At 44.6% G+C, this 13625-nt stretch carries 14 protein-coding genes; all 14 read right to left on the minus strand.

Features of this window, described 5'->3' with window-relative positions; translation table 11 throughout:
* Positions 1-150: 150 nt before the first annotated feature.
* Positions 151-1344, minus strand: coding sequence for a tetratricopeptide repeat protein (locus FKQ60_RS00955; RefSeq protein ID WP_158138472.1), 1194 nt, complete (start codon positions 1342-1344; stop codon positions 151-153).
* On the minus strand, positions 1341-1961 hold the full coding sequence (locus FKQ60_RS00960) for an energy transducer TonB (RefSeq protein WP_154168138.1): 621 nt from the start codon (positions 1959-1961) through the stop codon (positions 1341-1343). The genes FKQ60_RS00955 and FKQ60_RS00960 overlap by 4 nt, the downstream gene beginning before the upstream one ends.
* Positions 1961-2365, minus strand: coding sequence for a biopolymer transporter ExbD (locus FKQ60_RS00965; protein ID WP_158138473.1), 405 nt, complete (start codon positions 2363-2365; stop codon positions 1961-1963). The genes FKQ60_RS00960 and FKQ60_RS00965 overlap by 1 nt, the downstream gene beginning before the upstream one ends.
* Positions 2362-2907 (minus strand): MotA/TolQ/ExbB proton channel family protein, encoded by a 546-nt coding sequence (locus FKQ60_RS00970; RefSeq protein ID WP_040904289.1) that lies wholly within the window; start codon positions 2905-2907, stop codon positions 2362-2364. Before FKQ60_RS00970 ends, FKQ60_RS00965 begins: the two co-directional genes overlap by 4 nt.
* A 9-nt stretch (positions 2908-2916) precedes the next feature.
* Positions 2917-4287 (minus strand): MotA/TolQ/ExbB proton channel family protein, encoded by a 1371-nt coding sequence (locus tag FKQ60_RS00975; protein ID WP_158138474.1) that lies wholly within the window; start codon positions 4285-4287, stop codon positions 2917-2919.
* Positions 4287-5054, minus strand: a complete 768-nt coding sequence (locus FKQ60_RS00980) for a DUF3450 domain-containing protein (protein WP_158138475.1) — start codon at positions 5052-5054, stop codon at positions 4287-4289. The genes FKQ60_RS00975 and FKQ60_RS00980 overlap by 1 nt, the downstream gene beginning before the upstream one ends.
* Before the next feature lie 243 nt (positions 5055-5297).
* Positions 5298-6392: a chemotaxis response regulator protein-glutamate methylesterase gene (locus FKQ60_RS00985; protein ID WP_004395233.1), complete on the minus strand. Its 1095-nt coding sequence runs from the start codon at positions 6390-6392 to the stop codon at positions 5298-5300.
* 77 nt (positions 6393-6469) lie between these two features.
* The gene (locus FKQ60_RS00990) at positions 6470-7309 is read right to left on the minus strand and encodes a protein-glutamate O-methyltransferase CheR (RefSeq protein ID WP_158138476.1); all 840 of its coding nucleotides are present in this window, start codon (positions 7307-7309) and stop codon (positions 6470-6472) included.
* 10 nt (positions 7310-7319) lie between these two features.
* Positions 7320-7841 (minus strand): chemotaxis protein CheW, encoded by a 522-nt coding sequence (locus FKQ60_RS00995; RefSeq protein WP_110166926.1) that lies wholly within the window; start codon positions 7839-7841, stop codon positions 7320-7322.
* Between the two features lie 9 nt (positions 7842-7850).
* The gene (locus FKQ60_RS01000; RefSeq protein ID WP_170905867.1) at positions 7851-9461 is read right to left on the minus strand and encodes a methyl-accepting chemotaxis protein; all 1611 of its coding nucleotides are present in this window, start codon (positions 9459-9461) and stop codon (positions 7851-7853) included.
* 66 nt (positions 9462-9527) lie between these two features.
* Complete coding sequence (locus FKQ60_RS01005) at positions 9528-11666, minus strand: chemotaxis protein CheA (protein ID WP_170905868.1); 2139 nt, start codon at positions 11664-11666, stop codon at positions 9528-9530.
* Between the two features lie 21 nt (positions 11667-11687).
* Positions 11688-12002 (minus strand): STAS domain-containing protein, encoded by a 315-nt coding sequence (locus tag FKQ60_RS01010; RefSeq protein ID WP_170905869.1) that lies wholly within the window; start codon positions 12000-12002, stop codon positions 11688-11690.
* Positions 12003-12012: 10 nt separating this feature from the next.
* Positions 12013-12381, minus strand: coding sequence for a response regulator (locus FKQ60_RS01015; RefSeq protein ID WP_004395227.1), 369 nt, complete (start codon positions 12379-12381; stop codon positions 12013-12015).
* A gap of 33 nt (positions 12382-12414) precedes the next feature.
* The gene (locus FKQ60_RS01020; RefSeq protein WP_161438439.1) at positions 12415-13593 is read right to left on the minus strand and encodes a methyl-accepting chemotaxis protein; all 1179 of its coding nucleotides are present in this window, start codon (positions 13591-13593) and stop codon (positions 12415-12417) included.
* Positions 13594-13625: the final 32 nt, after the last annotated feature.

Genomic DNA, 13625 nt, shown 5'->3' on the forward strand with positions numbered 1-13625 from the left:
ACAAAGGAGAACTAGCGAGGTATTTCACACTAATTGATGCCCTACATACACGAGATTCACTCCCCATCTGACCTAAAGGTCATCATAAAATCCAATGACACTCACGGTAGAATAGATGGGGAGCACGGTAATGATAAGGTCCGGAGAAGGTTAAGAGGCTTGATGCCTTGAGTTAATCTCGCGTAACTGGGTCAAATAATTAATCCAACCTTGAGCTTCATTATTGGAAGGTTGTAAATGCTGAGCTCTTTTGGCTTGAGCTAACGCATCATCGAGTCGATTTAACTTATAAAGGGCACGGGCACGAGCTAAAGCGACCTCAGGTTGACGCGCTTTATCAGTGACTTTATCCAGTGCGCTTAAAGCTTGTCGATATTCGCCTTGTTGATTATAAAGTAATGAGACGTTCCAATAGTACTTAGCGTCAAATTGCGCGGCTAAAGACCAAGTTTCAATCGCCCTATCCCACTCTTTGGCTCGTTGCCAATAAGATGCTCGCTCGGTGATCAAATCAAGATCACTGTCAGCATTCTCTATTGAACCAAGAATTTGAGCCGCTCGCTCAGGAATTCCATTTTGAGCGTACAGTTGGGCAAGTAATCTTAACTCTTGCTGATTCAGCTCAATACCATGTAACTTCGCTAAGCCCAAGCTACTCAAAGCTTCTTTCGGTTGTCCGGTACGTAACTCCAAACTCACCAATTGTAGCCACCAACTGCTCTTGTCACTTTCTAAAGCAATCAAGCGCTTTAAGGTTACAATCGCTGGCTGCCATCGTTCAAGCTGAAGTTGAGCACCAAGTTTCAACGATAGTGGTGTCACCTCATCGATTGACGTTAGTTGCTCATAGCGATCAATCGATGATAATGTCTTCGCCCATTGCTGCAATTGATAATGAACTTGGCTAATCCTCAACCATAATTCGCTAGTGGTTTGCTTTTCATTACCGTCTTTGATCACTTCTTTTACGAGCTGATAGTAATGCGGTAAAGCGGATTGATATTGTTGATCCATAAGTAATAAATCGGCCAACATACGACGAGTGGCCCAACCTTGCTCATCAACCAATTCTCCGCTACCCACCGCTTCTGTCAACGAACGTATCGCCAAAGAAAGCTGCTCATTTTGCCAATAAAAAACCCCAAGCATACGGTCGAAATACGCTTTATCGTATCCCCGGCTTACTTTGGTTTCTCTTAATAGTTCAATCGCTTCGGCAAAACGCTCTTCTTGAGCGAGTTGATTCGCTTGCAGCGCTTTATTCGCCGCATAAGGGCTGAGTTCTACCGCAAAAGAAGAAGTAGAACCAATCAGCAATAAGTAAACTATCCATCGTCTGATCATTTGGTTAACTTAAACTCCAATTTAATCGTTTGACCGGGTTGAGAAACCGCATGCCCATCCAGCAATTTAGGCTGATATTTCCAACTCCGTAAGGCTTGCATCGCTTCACGCTCAAACATTCGCCGCGGATTGGCATCGACCACCTCAATATCTGTTGGTCGTCCCGTTTCATCTATTGTAAAACGCAGTAGAACATAGCCTTCAACATTACGTTTTAAAGCACGTGCTGGATAATTAGGCTCAACACGATACAGTGGTAAAGCCTGCTGATTAGCCCCAAAATCACCAAGAGTAGGCACATTGATCGCAATACCGTTAATCGCCGTGTCGAGCCCAAGTGTTGGAACCGATGTTGAAGTTAACGTATTGGTCACTGAACTCTGTTGCTTAGACACTGGCGATTGTGGCGGAGGCTGTGGCGCTTTAGGCTGTTCAGGCACAGCGCGTTGTCGGCGCTGCACCTCTTTCTCTTGCTCAACCATTACCATGGTAAAGCTAAGTGAGTTATTTTGCGTCGGTGAGCGCAAGCCATCGTTATTGATCATCCAAGCCATGAATGAAAATAAGCTCACTGAAATCAAAGCCGCGAAAGGCGTAGCCAGCAATAAACGTAGCATCAGCGCTTCTCCGCCGCCAATGCAATGCTTTTTACACCCGCCCCTTTCGCCGCGTCCATCACTTTGACAACGGTTCCATTGTAAGCATGCTCATCGGCTTGAATAACCAAAGCCGCATCGGGCTGCTCTAACAACAGGTGCTCTAATGTCGCCTGTACTCTTTCAACATCAATTTGCCTTTTATCGATATAAATATCGTTTGCTGAGGTAATCGCAACAAAAATACCCGCATCTTTCTGTGCCGTGACATTCGAGGCGGATGGACGATTCACCTCAACGCCAGATTCACGGACAAATGAGCTGGTTACGATAAAGAAAATCAACATAATAAACACAATATCCAACATCGAGGTTAAATCGATTTGTGCTTCATCTTGATTGGACGAACGTCGACCCAGTCTCATCGCTGACTCCTTAAGGATTTTTCTAACTTCAATTCATATAAACGGCACGTTTTCGCCAACCGAGCATAAACAAACATCCCCGCTAAAGCAGCGACCATGCCTGCCATGGTCGGAATCGTCGCTAAAGAGATTCCCGACGCCATCAATTTGGGATTACTGCTGCCTTGAGTCGCCATCACATCAAACACCGAAATCATCCCCGTGACTGTACCGAGTAAACCTAACATCGGAAAAATGGCCACCAATACTTTAATTAGATTAAGGTATTGAGTAAGTTGAATGTGTGCTTGACCCAACCATCCTGAACGAATCGCTTGCGCATGCCATGAATGATGATCGTCACGCGCATGCCATTGTTCAATCCACTGCTTACGCTGCTTAGGAAAGGTAAATAATAAGTACATTATCCGTTCTATCACTAGCAACCAGCAGACCGCGACCACCGCGGCCAGCCACCAGAGTACTGTTCCACCCTGAGCCATAAACTCGGAAAGGGGCAGAAAGAGCTTTTGCAATGAAAATAACCCATCTGCTTGATTCATGTTCATCCCTTACGCCGCTGCGTGGTTGACGGCTTTTTTAGTATTCGCCGCTAGAGACTCACGTTCTGCTTGTTCAGCAACAAGCCCAATCCCTTGCTTCTCTAAGATGGTACGAATCGTTTCTGCTTGAGAGCTTAAGATATTATGAGCCAGCAATAGAGGCATTGCCGCGACTAGACCCAATACTGTCGTCACCAACGCCATCGAGATCCCTCCCGCCATGACTTTAGGATCGCCATTACCAAATTGCGTGATCACTTGGAAAGTCTCAATCATTCCGGTAACGGTACCAAGGAGTCCAAGCATCGGTGCTAAGGCCGCAAAAAGCTTCAGCATCGACAGTCCTTTTTCTAAACCAGCTTGTTCATCAACCACCGCTTCCAGCAAACGCAGTTCTAGCGCTTCAACACTGCGGTTTTGCTCTTTATCATAAACTGATAATACTCGGCCCAACGGGTTATTACTGCTTGGCTCAGATTGCTTAAGTTGCTGTTGAATGCGTTGTCGAGCCATCGCTAAAACGATGCCTCGATAAACAGCGATCCCTAGGCCAATCGCTAGTAATACCAAGATGATATTGCCGATCACACCACCGGCTTCAAGGCGTTGCTTCAACGTTGGAGTTAACGCCAGTTGTTCAAATAGAAGGCCTTGTGAAGGATCCAATACCAGCGATTGCATTTCTCCTTGTTTAAGATCGGTTAATGAAGAGAAACGCGCACCTTGAGCGGGCTGCTGTTGATAAGCGACCGCGTCTTGACGGCGATTATTCCAACTGACGTAACCTTGCTCAGTGACTAAAGCCATCGCACCAAGTCTAACCGCATCCACTTGTTGGGTTCTGCCTTCACCATCAATGAAAGCAATCGTATTCGTGCTGATTTCGCCACTGGCAATCACTTGCTCTTGCATTGCCTGCCATAAACCAATCAGTTGCTTCATCGAAGGTAAGGATTGTGCTGCGACAATCTGATCAACCACTGGTGCGTACTGCTGACGATCAACCCCCGTTACAGAATCACTTAGTGTCGCTTGTAACTCTTTTCCGTTTTGTCGAACGACACCAAAAATTTCACCTAAACTGCCGGTTTCCAAACGCAGCTTTTCTTCTAGACGAGCAAGACTATTTTCATTTTGGCTAAAACGGGTAGACAGCTTATCGGCTTCTGCTTGTAAGCGATCTCTTTGCGCCATCAGAGCCTTTTTTTCATCACGTAATTGCTGTTCCGTTTTTTGAAATGTTGCTTCACGCTGAACATTATGATTGCGTTGTACTCGACTCTCATTGTGTGCTTGTTCGGTCAAACCACCACTTGCATAAGCTGGAGTGAGTAATAACAGACTTAAACTCCATGCGACAAAGCCATATTTAGTGATCATTATTTTGCCTCCGCTGGAGTAAGAGAAACCGGTAGATAAAGCAGTGTCGGGGCAATTTGTTGATAGGCAAGTTGATAAGCGGTGTCAATATCCCCTTTCGATTTCATCGATAATGCTTGCCACTGTCCTTGTTTTTGATCCCAAGACCAATAGCGCGATCCATTACGATTGCGTGCTAATAATGAAACTCGGCCGACATAAAGAATATCCGCTTCAATCGTTTCTTTATCAGCTAAGGTGATTCGATCTTGGTAAACCCCTAATTTCGTGCCGTAATCCATCTCGATTTGATACGCTTCAAGAATTCGGCGATATTTCTCAGCATCACTCACATCGGAGCGTGGCATTAACTCTTTGAGTCGCTCAAGGCGCTCTTGGCGAGCGGAAAGACGTAAGGGTTTATCTTCACTGATTAAAACATCTAAACCATCGATCATTTGATACATCAAAGGCACAATCCCCTGACGAGTCTGATGAACCTCAATGATCTGCTCATCTAAACTCGTCATTTCACTTTCCTGACTGGCTACTAGCGAGAGTAAATGATCACGATAAATGGTTAAATTTTTCACTTCTTCATTTAATCGCTCAATGTCCGCTTGAAGAGATAAGGTTGCTTCTGCACTTTTATCGACGTTCTGCTGACTCACCGCTGAAGCGCGATTGGTGGTTTTTTGGATTGTTTTTGCATCATCCAGCACACTGGCATGCGCCGCTAACACGCTTAGCGCTGAAAATAAGATTAGGCTAGGTTTGGTTAAATTCATCGTTGTCATCAATTACCACATGAGAATGCTGACATGTTATTGATAAAAGCTCTCATTATCAACTGTATTTTCAATGAAAATCTGCTCTGGCTGCGATTATAAGCGTAAACAATGTAAAGATAGCCAACGCGGACAGAGATAATAAGCCTCAAAAGACTGACATTATAAGTCGGCGGCGAGTCAATTACGCCTCATGAGGTTCGATAACGATGAAATTATGGCAACAGCCCCGAGGAAGCACGATCACTTGATGTGCTGAGTAAAACGCAGAATTTGTTTAGGAATAGCGGATAAAGGACAAATGGTCTGCACCGCACCAAGGGCAATCGCCTCTTTCGGCATACCAAAGACGACACAACTGGCTTCATCTTGCGCGACGGTTGACGCACCATGGTCAAACATCGCTTTTAACCCTCTGGCTCCATCATCGCCCATGCCAGTCATGATGATCCCGAGTACATTGCTTCCGGCCTGCTGAGCTGCTGAACGAAACAACACATCGACAGCCGGTTTATGTCGATTGACTAAAGGTCCATCAAACACCTCGACTTTGTATTGAGCACCACTGCGCAACAACTTAGTGTGTTTTCCTCCAGGAGCAATCAATGCGATACCAGGCAGCACTCGATCGCCACTTTTGGCTTCACTGACCGTCATCTGACTCAATGAATTGAGGCGCTCAGCAAACATTGCGGTAAACTTTTCTGGCATATGTTGGACAATCACAATCCCCGGCGCGTGTTTCGGTAAATGGGTTAAAACGTATTCCAAGGCTTGTGTTCCGCCTGTCGAAGTGCCGATGACGACGATTTTTTCACTGCTCAATAATGAATTGATCGGTAATGAAGCTGCTGGCTGAGTCTGAAATTTATGTTCCGTGGATAATGATTTGTCAGAGTGAGATGCTGAAGCATTGAACAAATTTTTAACTTTCGCCTTCGCGGCTCCCCTTACCGCTTGCAGCACTTGATTGGCGCTATCTTCTAAAAAATCTTTTAAGCCCATTTTGGGTTTAGTAATGATCGTAACGGCACCAGCTTGTAATGCCTCTAAGGTCACTTGAGCGCCTTTTTCGGTTAATGTTGAACAGATAATTACCGGTGTTGGTCGCTCAGCCATGATTTTTTTCAAGAAGGTAATACCATCCATACGCGGCATTTCGACATCCAAAATAATCACATCTGGCCAGTTTTTTTCCATCCGTTTCATGGCAAATAGCGGGTCTGCCGCCGCAGGAAGCAAATCGATATCTGGTTGTTCAACTAATATTTGGCTAAGCACTTGCCTGACGACCGCTGAATCATCAACAATCAGGACTTGTATTTTCTTATTTGTCATTAACCTTCCCTATTGAGGCAAAGGAGGAGAGCAATCATCAACGTTAAAGTATAGTTAACCACTAGCATTTTGATTTCTTATAGTTTTTGATAAATCGACGGACTGATTAACTTTAATGGCGCTTTCATCGACTGCAACGTTTCTGCATGACCAATCAACAGGTAACCGCCTGGATTAAGCTGACGCTGAATATTATCAATCACTTTTTGTTTCGACGCTGCGTCAAAGTAGATCATCACGTTACGCAGAAAAATCAGATCAAAATGTCCAAATCGAGCCAAACTCTCTTGCAAATTAGCCTGCTGAAAAGTGACCCGATCACGTAAAGAACGAATCACTTTGAATGTATTGGCTTTCGCACCGACGCCTTTACGGCAATATTTTTGTAAATAGTGCAACGGAATATTACTACTGCGAGATAAGGGATAAATTCCGCTACTCGCTTGTGCGAGAACTCGGCTGTTGATGTCGGTCGCTACTATCTGCCAAGGTCGTGGATTGTTATCCATTAATAGCATCGCCAGAGAGTAAGCTTCTTCCCCTGATGAGCTTGCCGCACTCCAGCAACGCAGTGTTTGGGGATAATAGTTGGGGATCACCTCTTGTTGTACGAAAGTGAAATGTGCCTCTTCGCGAAAAAAGTACGTTTCATTGGTGGTGAGTAAATCAATCACCACCTGTTGCTCTGCTTTTTTATCAGCACTATCCGGTGCTAAAGCAAAAAAATCAAAATAAGCATCAAAGCTTTTTAAGCCAAGTTGATGTAAGCGAACATTAAGACGCCCAATGACCAAGGATTTTTTCGTTACGTTAAGGGAAATCCCCGCTTTTTCATATAACCAGCGTTGGTAACGAATGAATGTCTCGTCCGATAGCTGTGGCTGACATTCTGTATACACAGATTCAAGAAAAGACATCTTACACCTCTTAGCTCTTACCGAGTTCCTTGGCTACTTTATCAACCATAGCGAGCTCATCAACCGATAGCACTTTATCTTCCGCGAGAATGATGACAAAGTTATCCTGTAACTGAGCCATCGCGCGGATAAAATCTGTCCGTATCTGACAACTAAAAGCCGGCGCAGCACGAATATCGCTCATCGGAATATCAATCACCTCTGACACGCTATCCACCAGCACCCCTAAATCTTGGCGCTGATCATCGGTATCGACTTCAATAATCACAATACAGGTTCGTTTCGTGATCGCGCGAGCCTCTATTTGAAAGCGATGTGCCAAATTAATCACTGGAACCACTTCACCACGTAAGTTGATCACCCCTTGAATGAATTTAGGCATACGAGGGATCGGGGTTACTTTTCCGTATTCGAGGATCTCTTTGACATTAAGTATCGCAAACGCATACATCTCTCCGTTCAACAGAAAGGTTAAATATTGCTGATCGTTGATACTGGTTGCCAAGTTGGGTGTCGCTAACTGTCCCATCATACGATTCTCCTAAAAACGTACATAGTCCGAATCATCATCGTCTTGAGTGACTCTTGAGGCTTCAGGCGATGATTTGGCAGAGGGTTGCTGTTTTTTACTCGCCAATTTCACTTGTCGCTCATCGGTCTTAAAGAAGGTCATCAATTGTTGTAACTGCTGAGCTTGGCTACTCATTTCTTCGGACGTGGAGGCTAACTCTTCGGATGCTGATGCACTTTGTTGCGTGACACTATTGAGTTGTTCCATCGCTTGATTAATTTGTGATGCACCCGTGGCTTGCTCCATAGATGCCGCGTTGATTTCTTGTACCAGATCAGCGGTCTTTTGGATCGAAGGGACAATCTCTTCTAACAAACTTCCGGCTTGCTCTGCCAAGGCAACGCTATTTTTCGCCACTTCACCAATCTCTTGCGAAGCCACTTGGCTGCGCTCGGCCAGTTTTCTTACTTCTGCCGCCACAACAGCAAATCCTTTACCGTGGTCACCAGCCCGAGCCGCTTCAATCGCTGCATTCAAAGCCAGCAAGTTGGTTTGATAAGCGATGTCGTCGATAATGCTGATTTTTTCTGCTATTGATTTCATTGCGGCCACTGTTTTGCCCACCGCGTTGCCGCCTTCTTGGGCTTCTAAAGCCGCTTTACTGGCAATCCCGTTAGTTACTTTGGCATTTTCAGTATTTTGGGCAATAGAGGCTGACATTTCTTCAATTGAAGAGGTGGTTTCTTCAACACTCGCCGCTTGTTCACTCGCACCCTGACTTAAGTTTTGCGCCGTCGCTGAGACTTGCTCTGACGCAGAAGCCAATGCATTACTTGCCCCATTCACTTCACCGACAATACTAGATAGCTTACGAACCATTTGCTGCATGGAATCGAGCAAACGCCCCATTTCATCTTTACTGGTTGCTTCTAGCTTGGTGGTTAAGTTGCCCTTCGCCAACTCTTGAGATAGATGGACCGCTTTTTCTAATGGGCCACAAATTCCCCGAATTAAAGCAATTCCGAAACTGAAAGCCAAAATCAGTCCAACTGCTATCGAAGAGATGGAGACCAAACGTAGCGTTTCATACAATGTACTTTCTCTATTATATTCCGCTGCTGCTTCTTGAATTTGCAAATCAACCAATAGATCCAAAGACTGAGCAACCGGGGGATATAAAGGTCGAACCCTTTCCAATGCCAATGAGGTGGCAGTTGCAATATCCCCCATTCTTAATGCAGTCAATGTCGGTTCAATGGCTTGCTCAATGAAGATTTTATTGTCGCGCTGAAACTGATTGACCAAGCGAGCTTCTTCCTCGGTTAACGTCGTCGTGATGTATCGAGACCAGATTTGATCAATCACTTTTAAGTTATCTTCTACGTTCTTGACTTGAGCGTTGATATTCTCATCATCGGGATACAACTGAGCAAATGCCATTGCAATCCGATTTTGTAAGAAACGAACTTTAATATCGTTTAACTGACCAATCGGAATGGTTCGATCAAGATAAACACTTCTCAATCCATCAACCATTTTGCTCATGCCATATAAGCCAGCCGAACCAACACCGATTAATAACACACCTAACAAACCAATGAGTAGGCTGAGCTTAATTTTTACTGATAGATCCTTAAACATTGCCAGATTCCTTATAGCGGTGACGCGCATTATGCGCTTAATCTGATACCTTGTGCGCTGTCGATATTAATGCAGCGCAAATTGTTGTGATTCTTGTTGAATCATTTGCTGCGTTAAACCAGGAATATCTAAAATCAAGGCAATATCCCCATTCCCTAAAATAGTAGAGCCACTGATCCCTTGGATATTCTCAAAAATAGGTCCGAGCGGTTTAATAACGGTTTGTAACTCGCCCAATAATCGGTCAACCACCAATCCAGCCGTTTGCCCACCGGTTTGTACAACAACCACATTTTGCCGACGAGGCGCTTGCTTACTTAAGTTGAACTGTTTGCGTAAATCAATCAGTGGTAAAACGCTGCCGCGCAAATTAAGGTGACTGCTGACTTTTACCCCTTGCTTGGTCACTGGGTGATGCAGCTCTACGCACTCTTTAACTGCATCAAGAGGTACAACAAACTCTTCATCACCGACTTCAATTAAGAACCCATCGATGATCGCCAGAGTTAATGGCAAAATTAGACGGACTGTGGTGCCAATCGATAGCTCACTTTCTATCTCGACTCGACCACGTAATTCATTGATGTTTCGACGCACCACATCCATGCCAACCCCTCGTCCCGAGAGATTAGAAACCTCTTGCGCCATAGAAAAACCCGGTTCAAAAATCAATTGATACATTTCATCTCGGGTCAATACCGAGTGCTCATCAATCAACCCTTTTTCAATGGCTTTTAAACGCAGTTTTTCAGCATCAAGTCCTTTACCATCATCGATAATTTCCAATACGATGTTGCCTGAATCATGGTAGGCATTTAAGGTGATTTGTCCTGAGTGATTTTTGCCTTGCTCTCGCCTTTTCTCAGGCATTTCAATGCCATGATCCATGGCATTACGAATCAGGTGCATCAGCGGGTCACCGATTTTCTCGACCACCGATTTATCAAGCTCAGTATCTCCGCCATGAATATCAAGTTGGATCTCTTTACCTAACTCTTTAGCAACATCGCGTACGACCCGTTGAAAACGGATAAACGTATTGCCAATCGGTACCATTCTTAACTTTAATGCCGCATCTCTGACTTCTTCTAATAGGCCATTGAGCCGAGAGACCGATTCTTGCATTGCGCTATCGGCATGACTGCTGGCTTGTAAAGCGCAGCCCGCTCCAGCGGTGACCAACTCTCCAATCAAGTTAATTAACGTGTCGAGCTTTTCTGCATCAACACGCAAGCTTTTTTGTTCGCGATTTACCGTTTCATTCGCCGCTGATTTTGCCACGGCAGCGTCCGATTTAACTGGCTTAGCTTGAGTGATGGATTGATCGGAGTCTTCTTGCACTTCAATCGGTGACTCAGCGTCAATCAACGGCTCAGACAAAAGATCCAGTTGTAAGCCACAGGCTTGAAAATGCTCAAGATTGTGCATACCTTTCTGTTGTAATTCATCAAGTAAGGCCGGAGTACACTGATTGGCAGAAAATAAACACACCTCACCTTCGTCCCGAATAAATTCGAAAACCGCCAAAATTTCCTCATCTTGAGCATCACTACTGAGCGCTATCTGCCAACTCAAATAACAATTTTCTGAGTCAAAATCTGCCCACTCTTGGGGTAAGCCACTGTCATCGAAAATAATCTGTTCGATTTGGCCTAATTTGGCTAAATAAGCAAAAAAGGACAGCGGATCCATCCCATCTTGTAAAGCACTTTGCGGAAACTTTACCCATAGAAAACGCTGAGCATCTATCGTAGGTGGAACGTTGTCTTTGATTGGTGCCTCACTGGTTTTCACGTCTGGTTGCTCGCCAAGAAACGCGTTTAATTGTTCGATCAGTGTTTCACTGATTTGCTGGCTATCCGCGTGATGCTGCTGCTCAAATTGCGCTTCATCGAGTAGAGTTAGCATATGATCACGACAGCGAAACAACAGACTGATCACTTCATCGGTCAATAACAATTGCTCTGAGCGTAACTGGTCAAGTAGGTTTTCGACTTTATGTGTAAAGTGGACAATCGCATCGAGATTAAAAATACCCGCTGAGCCTTTAACCGTATGTGCAGCACGGAAGATAGCATTGAGTCTTTCGTTTAAGTCTTGATGATTACCCGCTTCAAGCTCAAGTAAATCCAGCTCCATACCTTCTAATAATTCACGGCTTTCGGTGTAATAGGTTTCAAGTGCAGCCAACAGCATCGGATCCATGTTTATACTCCTATTCGCGCATTACGTATTGGGCTGCAATGCCAAATTATGGTTAAGGGCATTAACGCCTAATTTAGCCATCACTTGGATAAACAAAGGATTCTCTACCAGTAACAAACATTGCTGCTGTTGCTCTCGTTTCGCTTTATTGACCATTACTAATAATTGAATCGCGCTGGTGTCAAGATCAGTAATGCGCGTAATATCAATCAATAAATCAATCGGCTTCATAACCCATGGCGTCAAAAACTCATACATTTCCTGCGCTTGATAAATCGTTAACTCGCCGGATAACTCAATGTTGACGTGTTGATCATTTTCTTCGAGGATCTGCATACCTTAACTCCTAAGCTGGCATCAGTTTATTCACCGCCGCCAACATTTGATCTGGCACAAACGGTTTCACTACCCAAGCCTTCGCGCCCGCTAAACGGCCTTGATCTTTTTTCGAAGCTTCCGATTCCGTGGTCAACATGATCACGGGCGTGAATTTGGTCGCTGGTTGTTTTTTCAGTTCTTTTAGTAAGGTCAATCCATCCATATTGGGCATATTGACGTCACTGATCACCAAGTGGACTTTAACGCCTTGAATTTTTCTTAGCGCATCAGCACCATCAATGGCTTCAATCGTTTGGTAACCCGCGCCTTTCAGCGCAAGACTGACAACTTGGCGAATGGCTGCAGAATCATCGACAACCAAAATTGTTTTACTCATCCTCAAACCTCCCTGCTTATGGTTTGCTGTTCGTTAAAAAAAGGTAATGTCAGATTGCACTTCTGGTTTACTACTATGAGTAGATTGTTTACCCGTATGAACTTGATGCTGCTCAATCATGGTGTAACTACTCTTCATTTTATCGAGCCATTTTTGCGGCGATAATTGTCCGACAATCGGATGATTTCTATCTTGTTGAACTAACGTAATGGCATCGCCTAACTCGGTTAAATTACGGGTAATTTGCTCTAAAATTTGACTCACCCTATCTTGGAACTGAAGGCGAATGATCACGTGTGTCACCGTCTCTTTGACTTGTTGGGCATCTTCAGTGAGCCCTTGAGCTTGTTCATCTAACGTTTGCACTATGTGCTGAAAATGGTTGATAACCTCATCAATGCATTGCTCGGTGTTATTCATTTGCTCAGTTTCATCTTTATTAACCTGTTCAACCATTTCACAGGCTTTCTCGATAGCAGCATTAACGCTATTCACTTGCTCTGTCATCTTGCTCGCGGTTTCTCTTGATTGTTGAGATAAACCACGCACTTCATCGGCAACCACGGCAAAGCCTCTTCCCGCTTCTCCAGCTCGCGCGGACTCAATCGCGGCATTGAGGGCTAATAAATTGGTTTTATCTGCGATACCAACCACTTCTCCAGCCATTTTTTTCAGTGATGTGGTGTATTTCATTAATTCACGCATCTCACTCAATACTTGCTGTCTTAGTGTTTGCCCAGCCCGTAGCGCATCTACCGCATTGTTAAGCATGCTACGACATTGATGAATTTCTTCCGTTACCGATTGCTCTTTACCGTGACTGTTCACTCCGGTGAGAGACAAGGTATGACTGAGCCGCTCGACCAGTTGAGAAAACTGCTGGCTCAACTCTGAAACTGAATCGGTTAGATGTTGATTAGCGGAATCAATATGTCGTGCCCAGACGGGTAATGATTCGATAAACAGGGGCTCTAACGAGTGATAGGACTCTAATTGAGACTCCTGTAACGCCGAGAGGTGTTCAATTTGTTTTTTTTGCTGTTTGACGGTTTGAATGTACGATTCATAATTCCAAGCGACGTAGCTAAGGCTGGCAATGGAAGCCAATACCAGCAACGCGCTGATGTATAAAGGTAAACTCGAATAGATCACAACCATGCCCGATAACACTAGGGCAGGCATGAATAGAGGAACAAGCCTGAGCGCTAACATATGTGCAGTTATCCTATGCCGAACTAACGTAA

This window comes from Vibrio sp. A11 (genome assembly GCF_013048705.1).
In the GTDB taxonomy this organism is placed as follows: Bacteria; Pseudomonadota; Gammaproteobacteria; order Enterobacterales; family Vibrionaceae; genus Vibrio; species Vibrio metschnikovii.

Excerpts from the sequence above, each read along its gene's own strand:
- FKQ60_RS00955 (WP_158138472.1), bottom strand. The coding sequence starts at position 1,344 with ATGATCAGACGATGGATAGTTTACTTATTGCTGATTGGTTCTACTTCT.
- FKQ60_RS00960 (WP_154168138.1), bottom strand. The coding sequence starts at position 1,961 with ATGCTACGTTTATTGCTGGCTACGCCTTTCGCGGCTTTGATTTCAGTG.
- FKQ60_RS00965 (WP_158138473.1), bottom strand. The coding sequence starts at position 2,365 with ATGAGACTGGGTCGACGTTCGTCCAATCAAGATGAAGCACAAATCGAT.
- FKQ60_RS00970 (WP_040904289.1), bottom strand. The coding sequence starts at position 2,907 with ATGAATCAAGCAGATGGGTTATTTTCATTGCAAAAGCTCTTTCTGCCC.
- FKQ60_RS00975 (WP_158138474.1), bottom strand. The coding sequence starts at position 4,287 with ATGATCACTAAATATGGCTTTGTCGCATGGAGTTTAAGTCTGTTATTA.
- FKQ60_RS00980 (WP_158138475.1), bottom strand. The coding sequence starts at position 5,054 with ATGAATTTAACCAAACCTAGCCTAATCTTATTTTCAGCGCTAAGCGTG.
- FKQ60_RS00985 (WP_004395233.1), bottom strand. The coding sequence starts at position 6,392 with ATGACAAATAAGAAAATACAAGTCCTGATTGTTGATGATTCAGCGGTC.
- FKQ60_RS00990 (WP_158138476.1), bottom strand. The coding sequence starts at position 7,309 with ATGTCTTTTCTTGAATCTGTGTATACAGAATGTCAGCCACAGCTATCG.
- FKQ60_RS00995 (WP_110166926.1), bottom strand. The coding sequence starts at position 7,841 with ATGATGGGACAGTTAGCGACACCCAACTTGGCAACCAGTATCAACGAT.
- FKQ60_RS01000 (WP_170905867.1), bottom strand. The coding sequence starts at position 9,461 with ATGTTTAAGGATCTATCAGTAAAAATTAAGCTCAGCCTACTCATTGGT.
- FKQ60_RS01005 (WP_170905868.1), bottom strand. The coding sequence starts at position 11,666 with ATGGATCCGATGCTGTTGGCTGCACTTGAAACCTATTACACCGAAAGC.
- FKQ60_RS01010 (WP_170905869.1), bottom strand. The coding sequence starts at position 12,002 with ATGCAGATCCTCGAAGAAAATGATCAACACGTCAACATTGAGTTATCC.
- FKQ60_RS01015 (WP_004395227.1), bottom strand. The coding sequence starts at position 12,381 with ATGAGTAAAACAATTTTGGTTGTCGATGATTCTGCAGCCATTCGCCAA.
- FKQ60_RS01020 (WP_161438439.1), bottom strand. The coding sequence starts at position 13,593 with ATGTTAGCGCTCAGGCTTGTTCCTCTATTCATGCCTGCCCTAGTGTTA.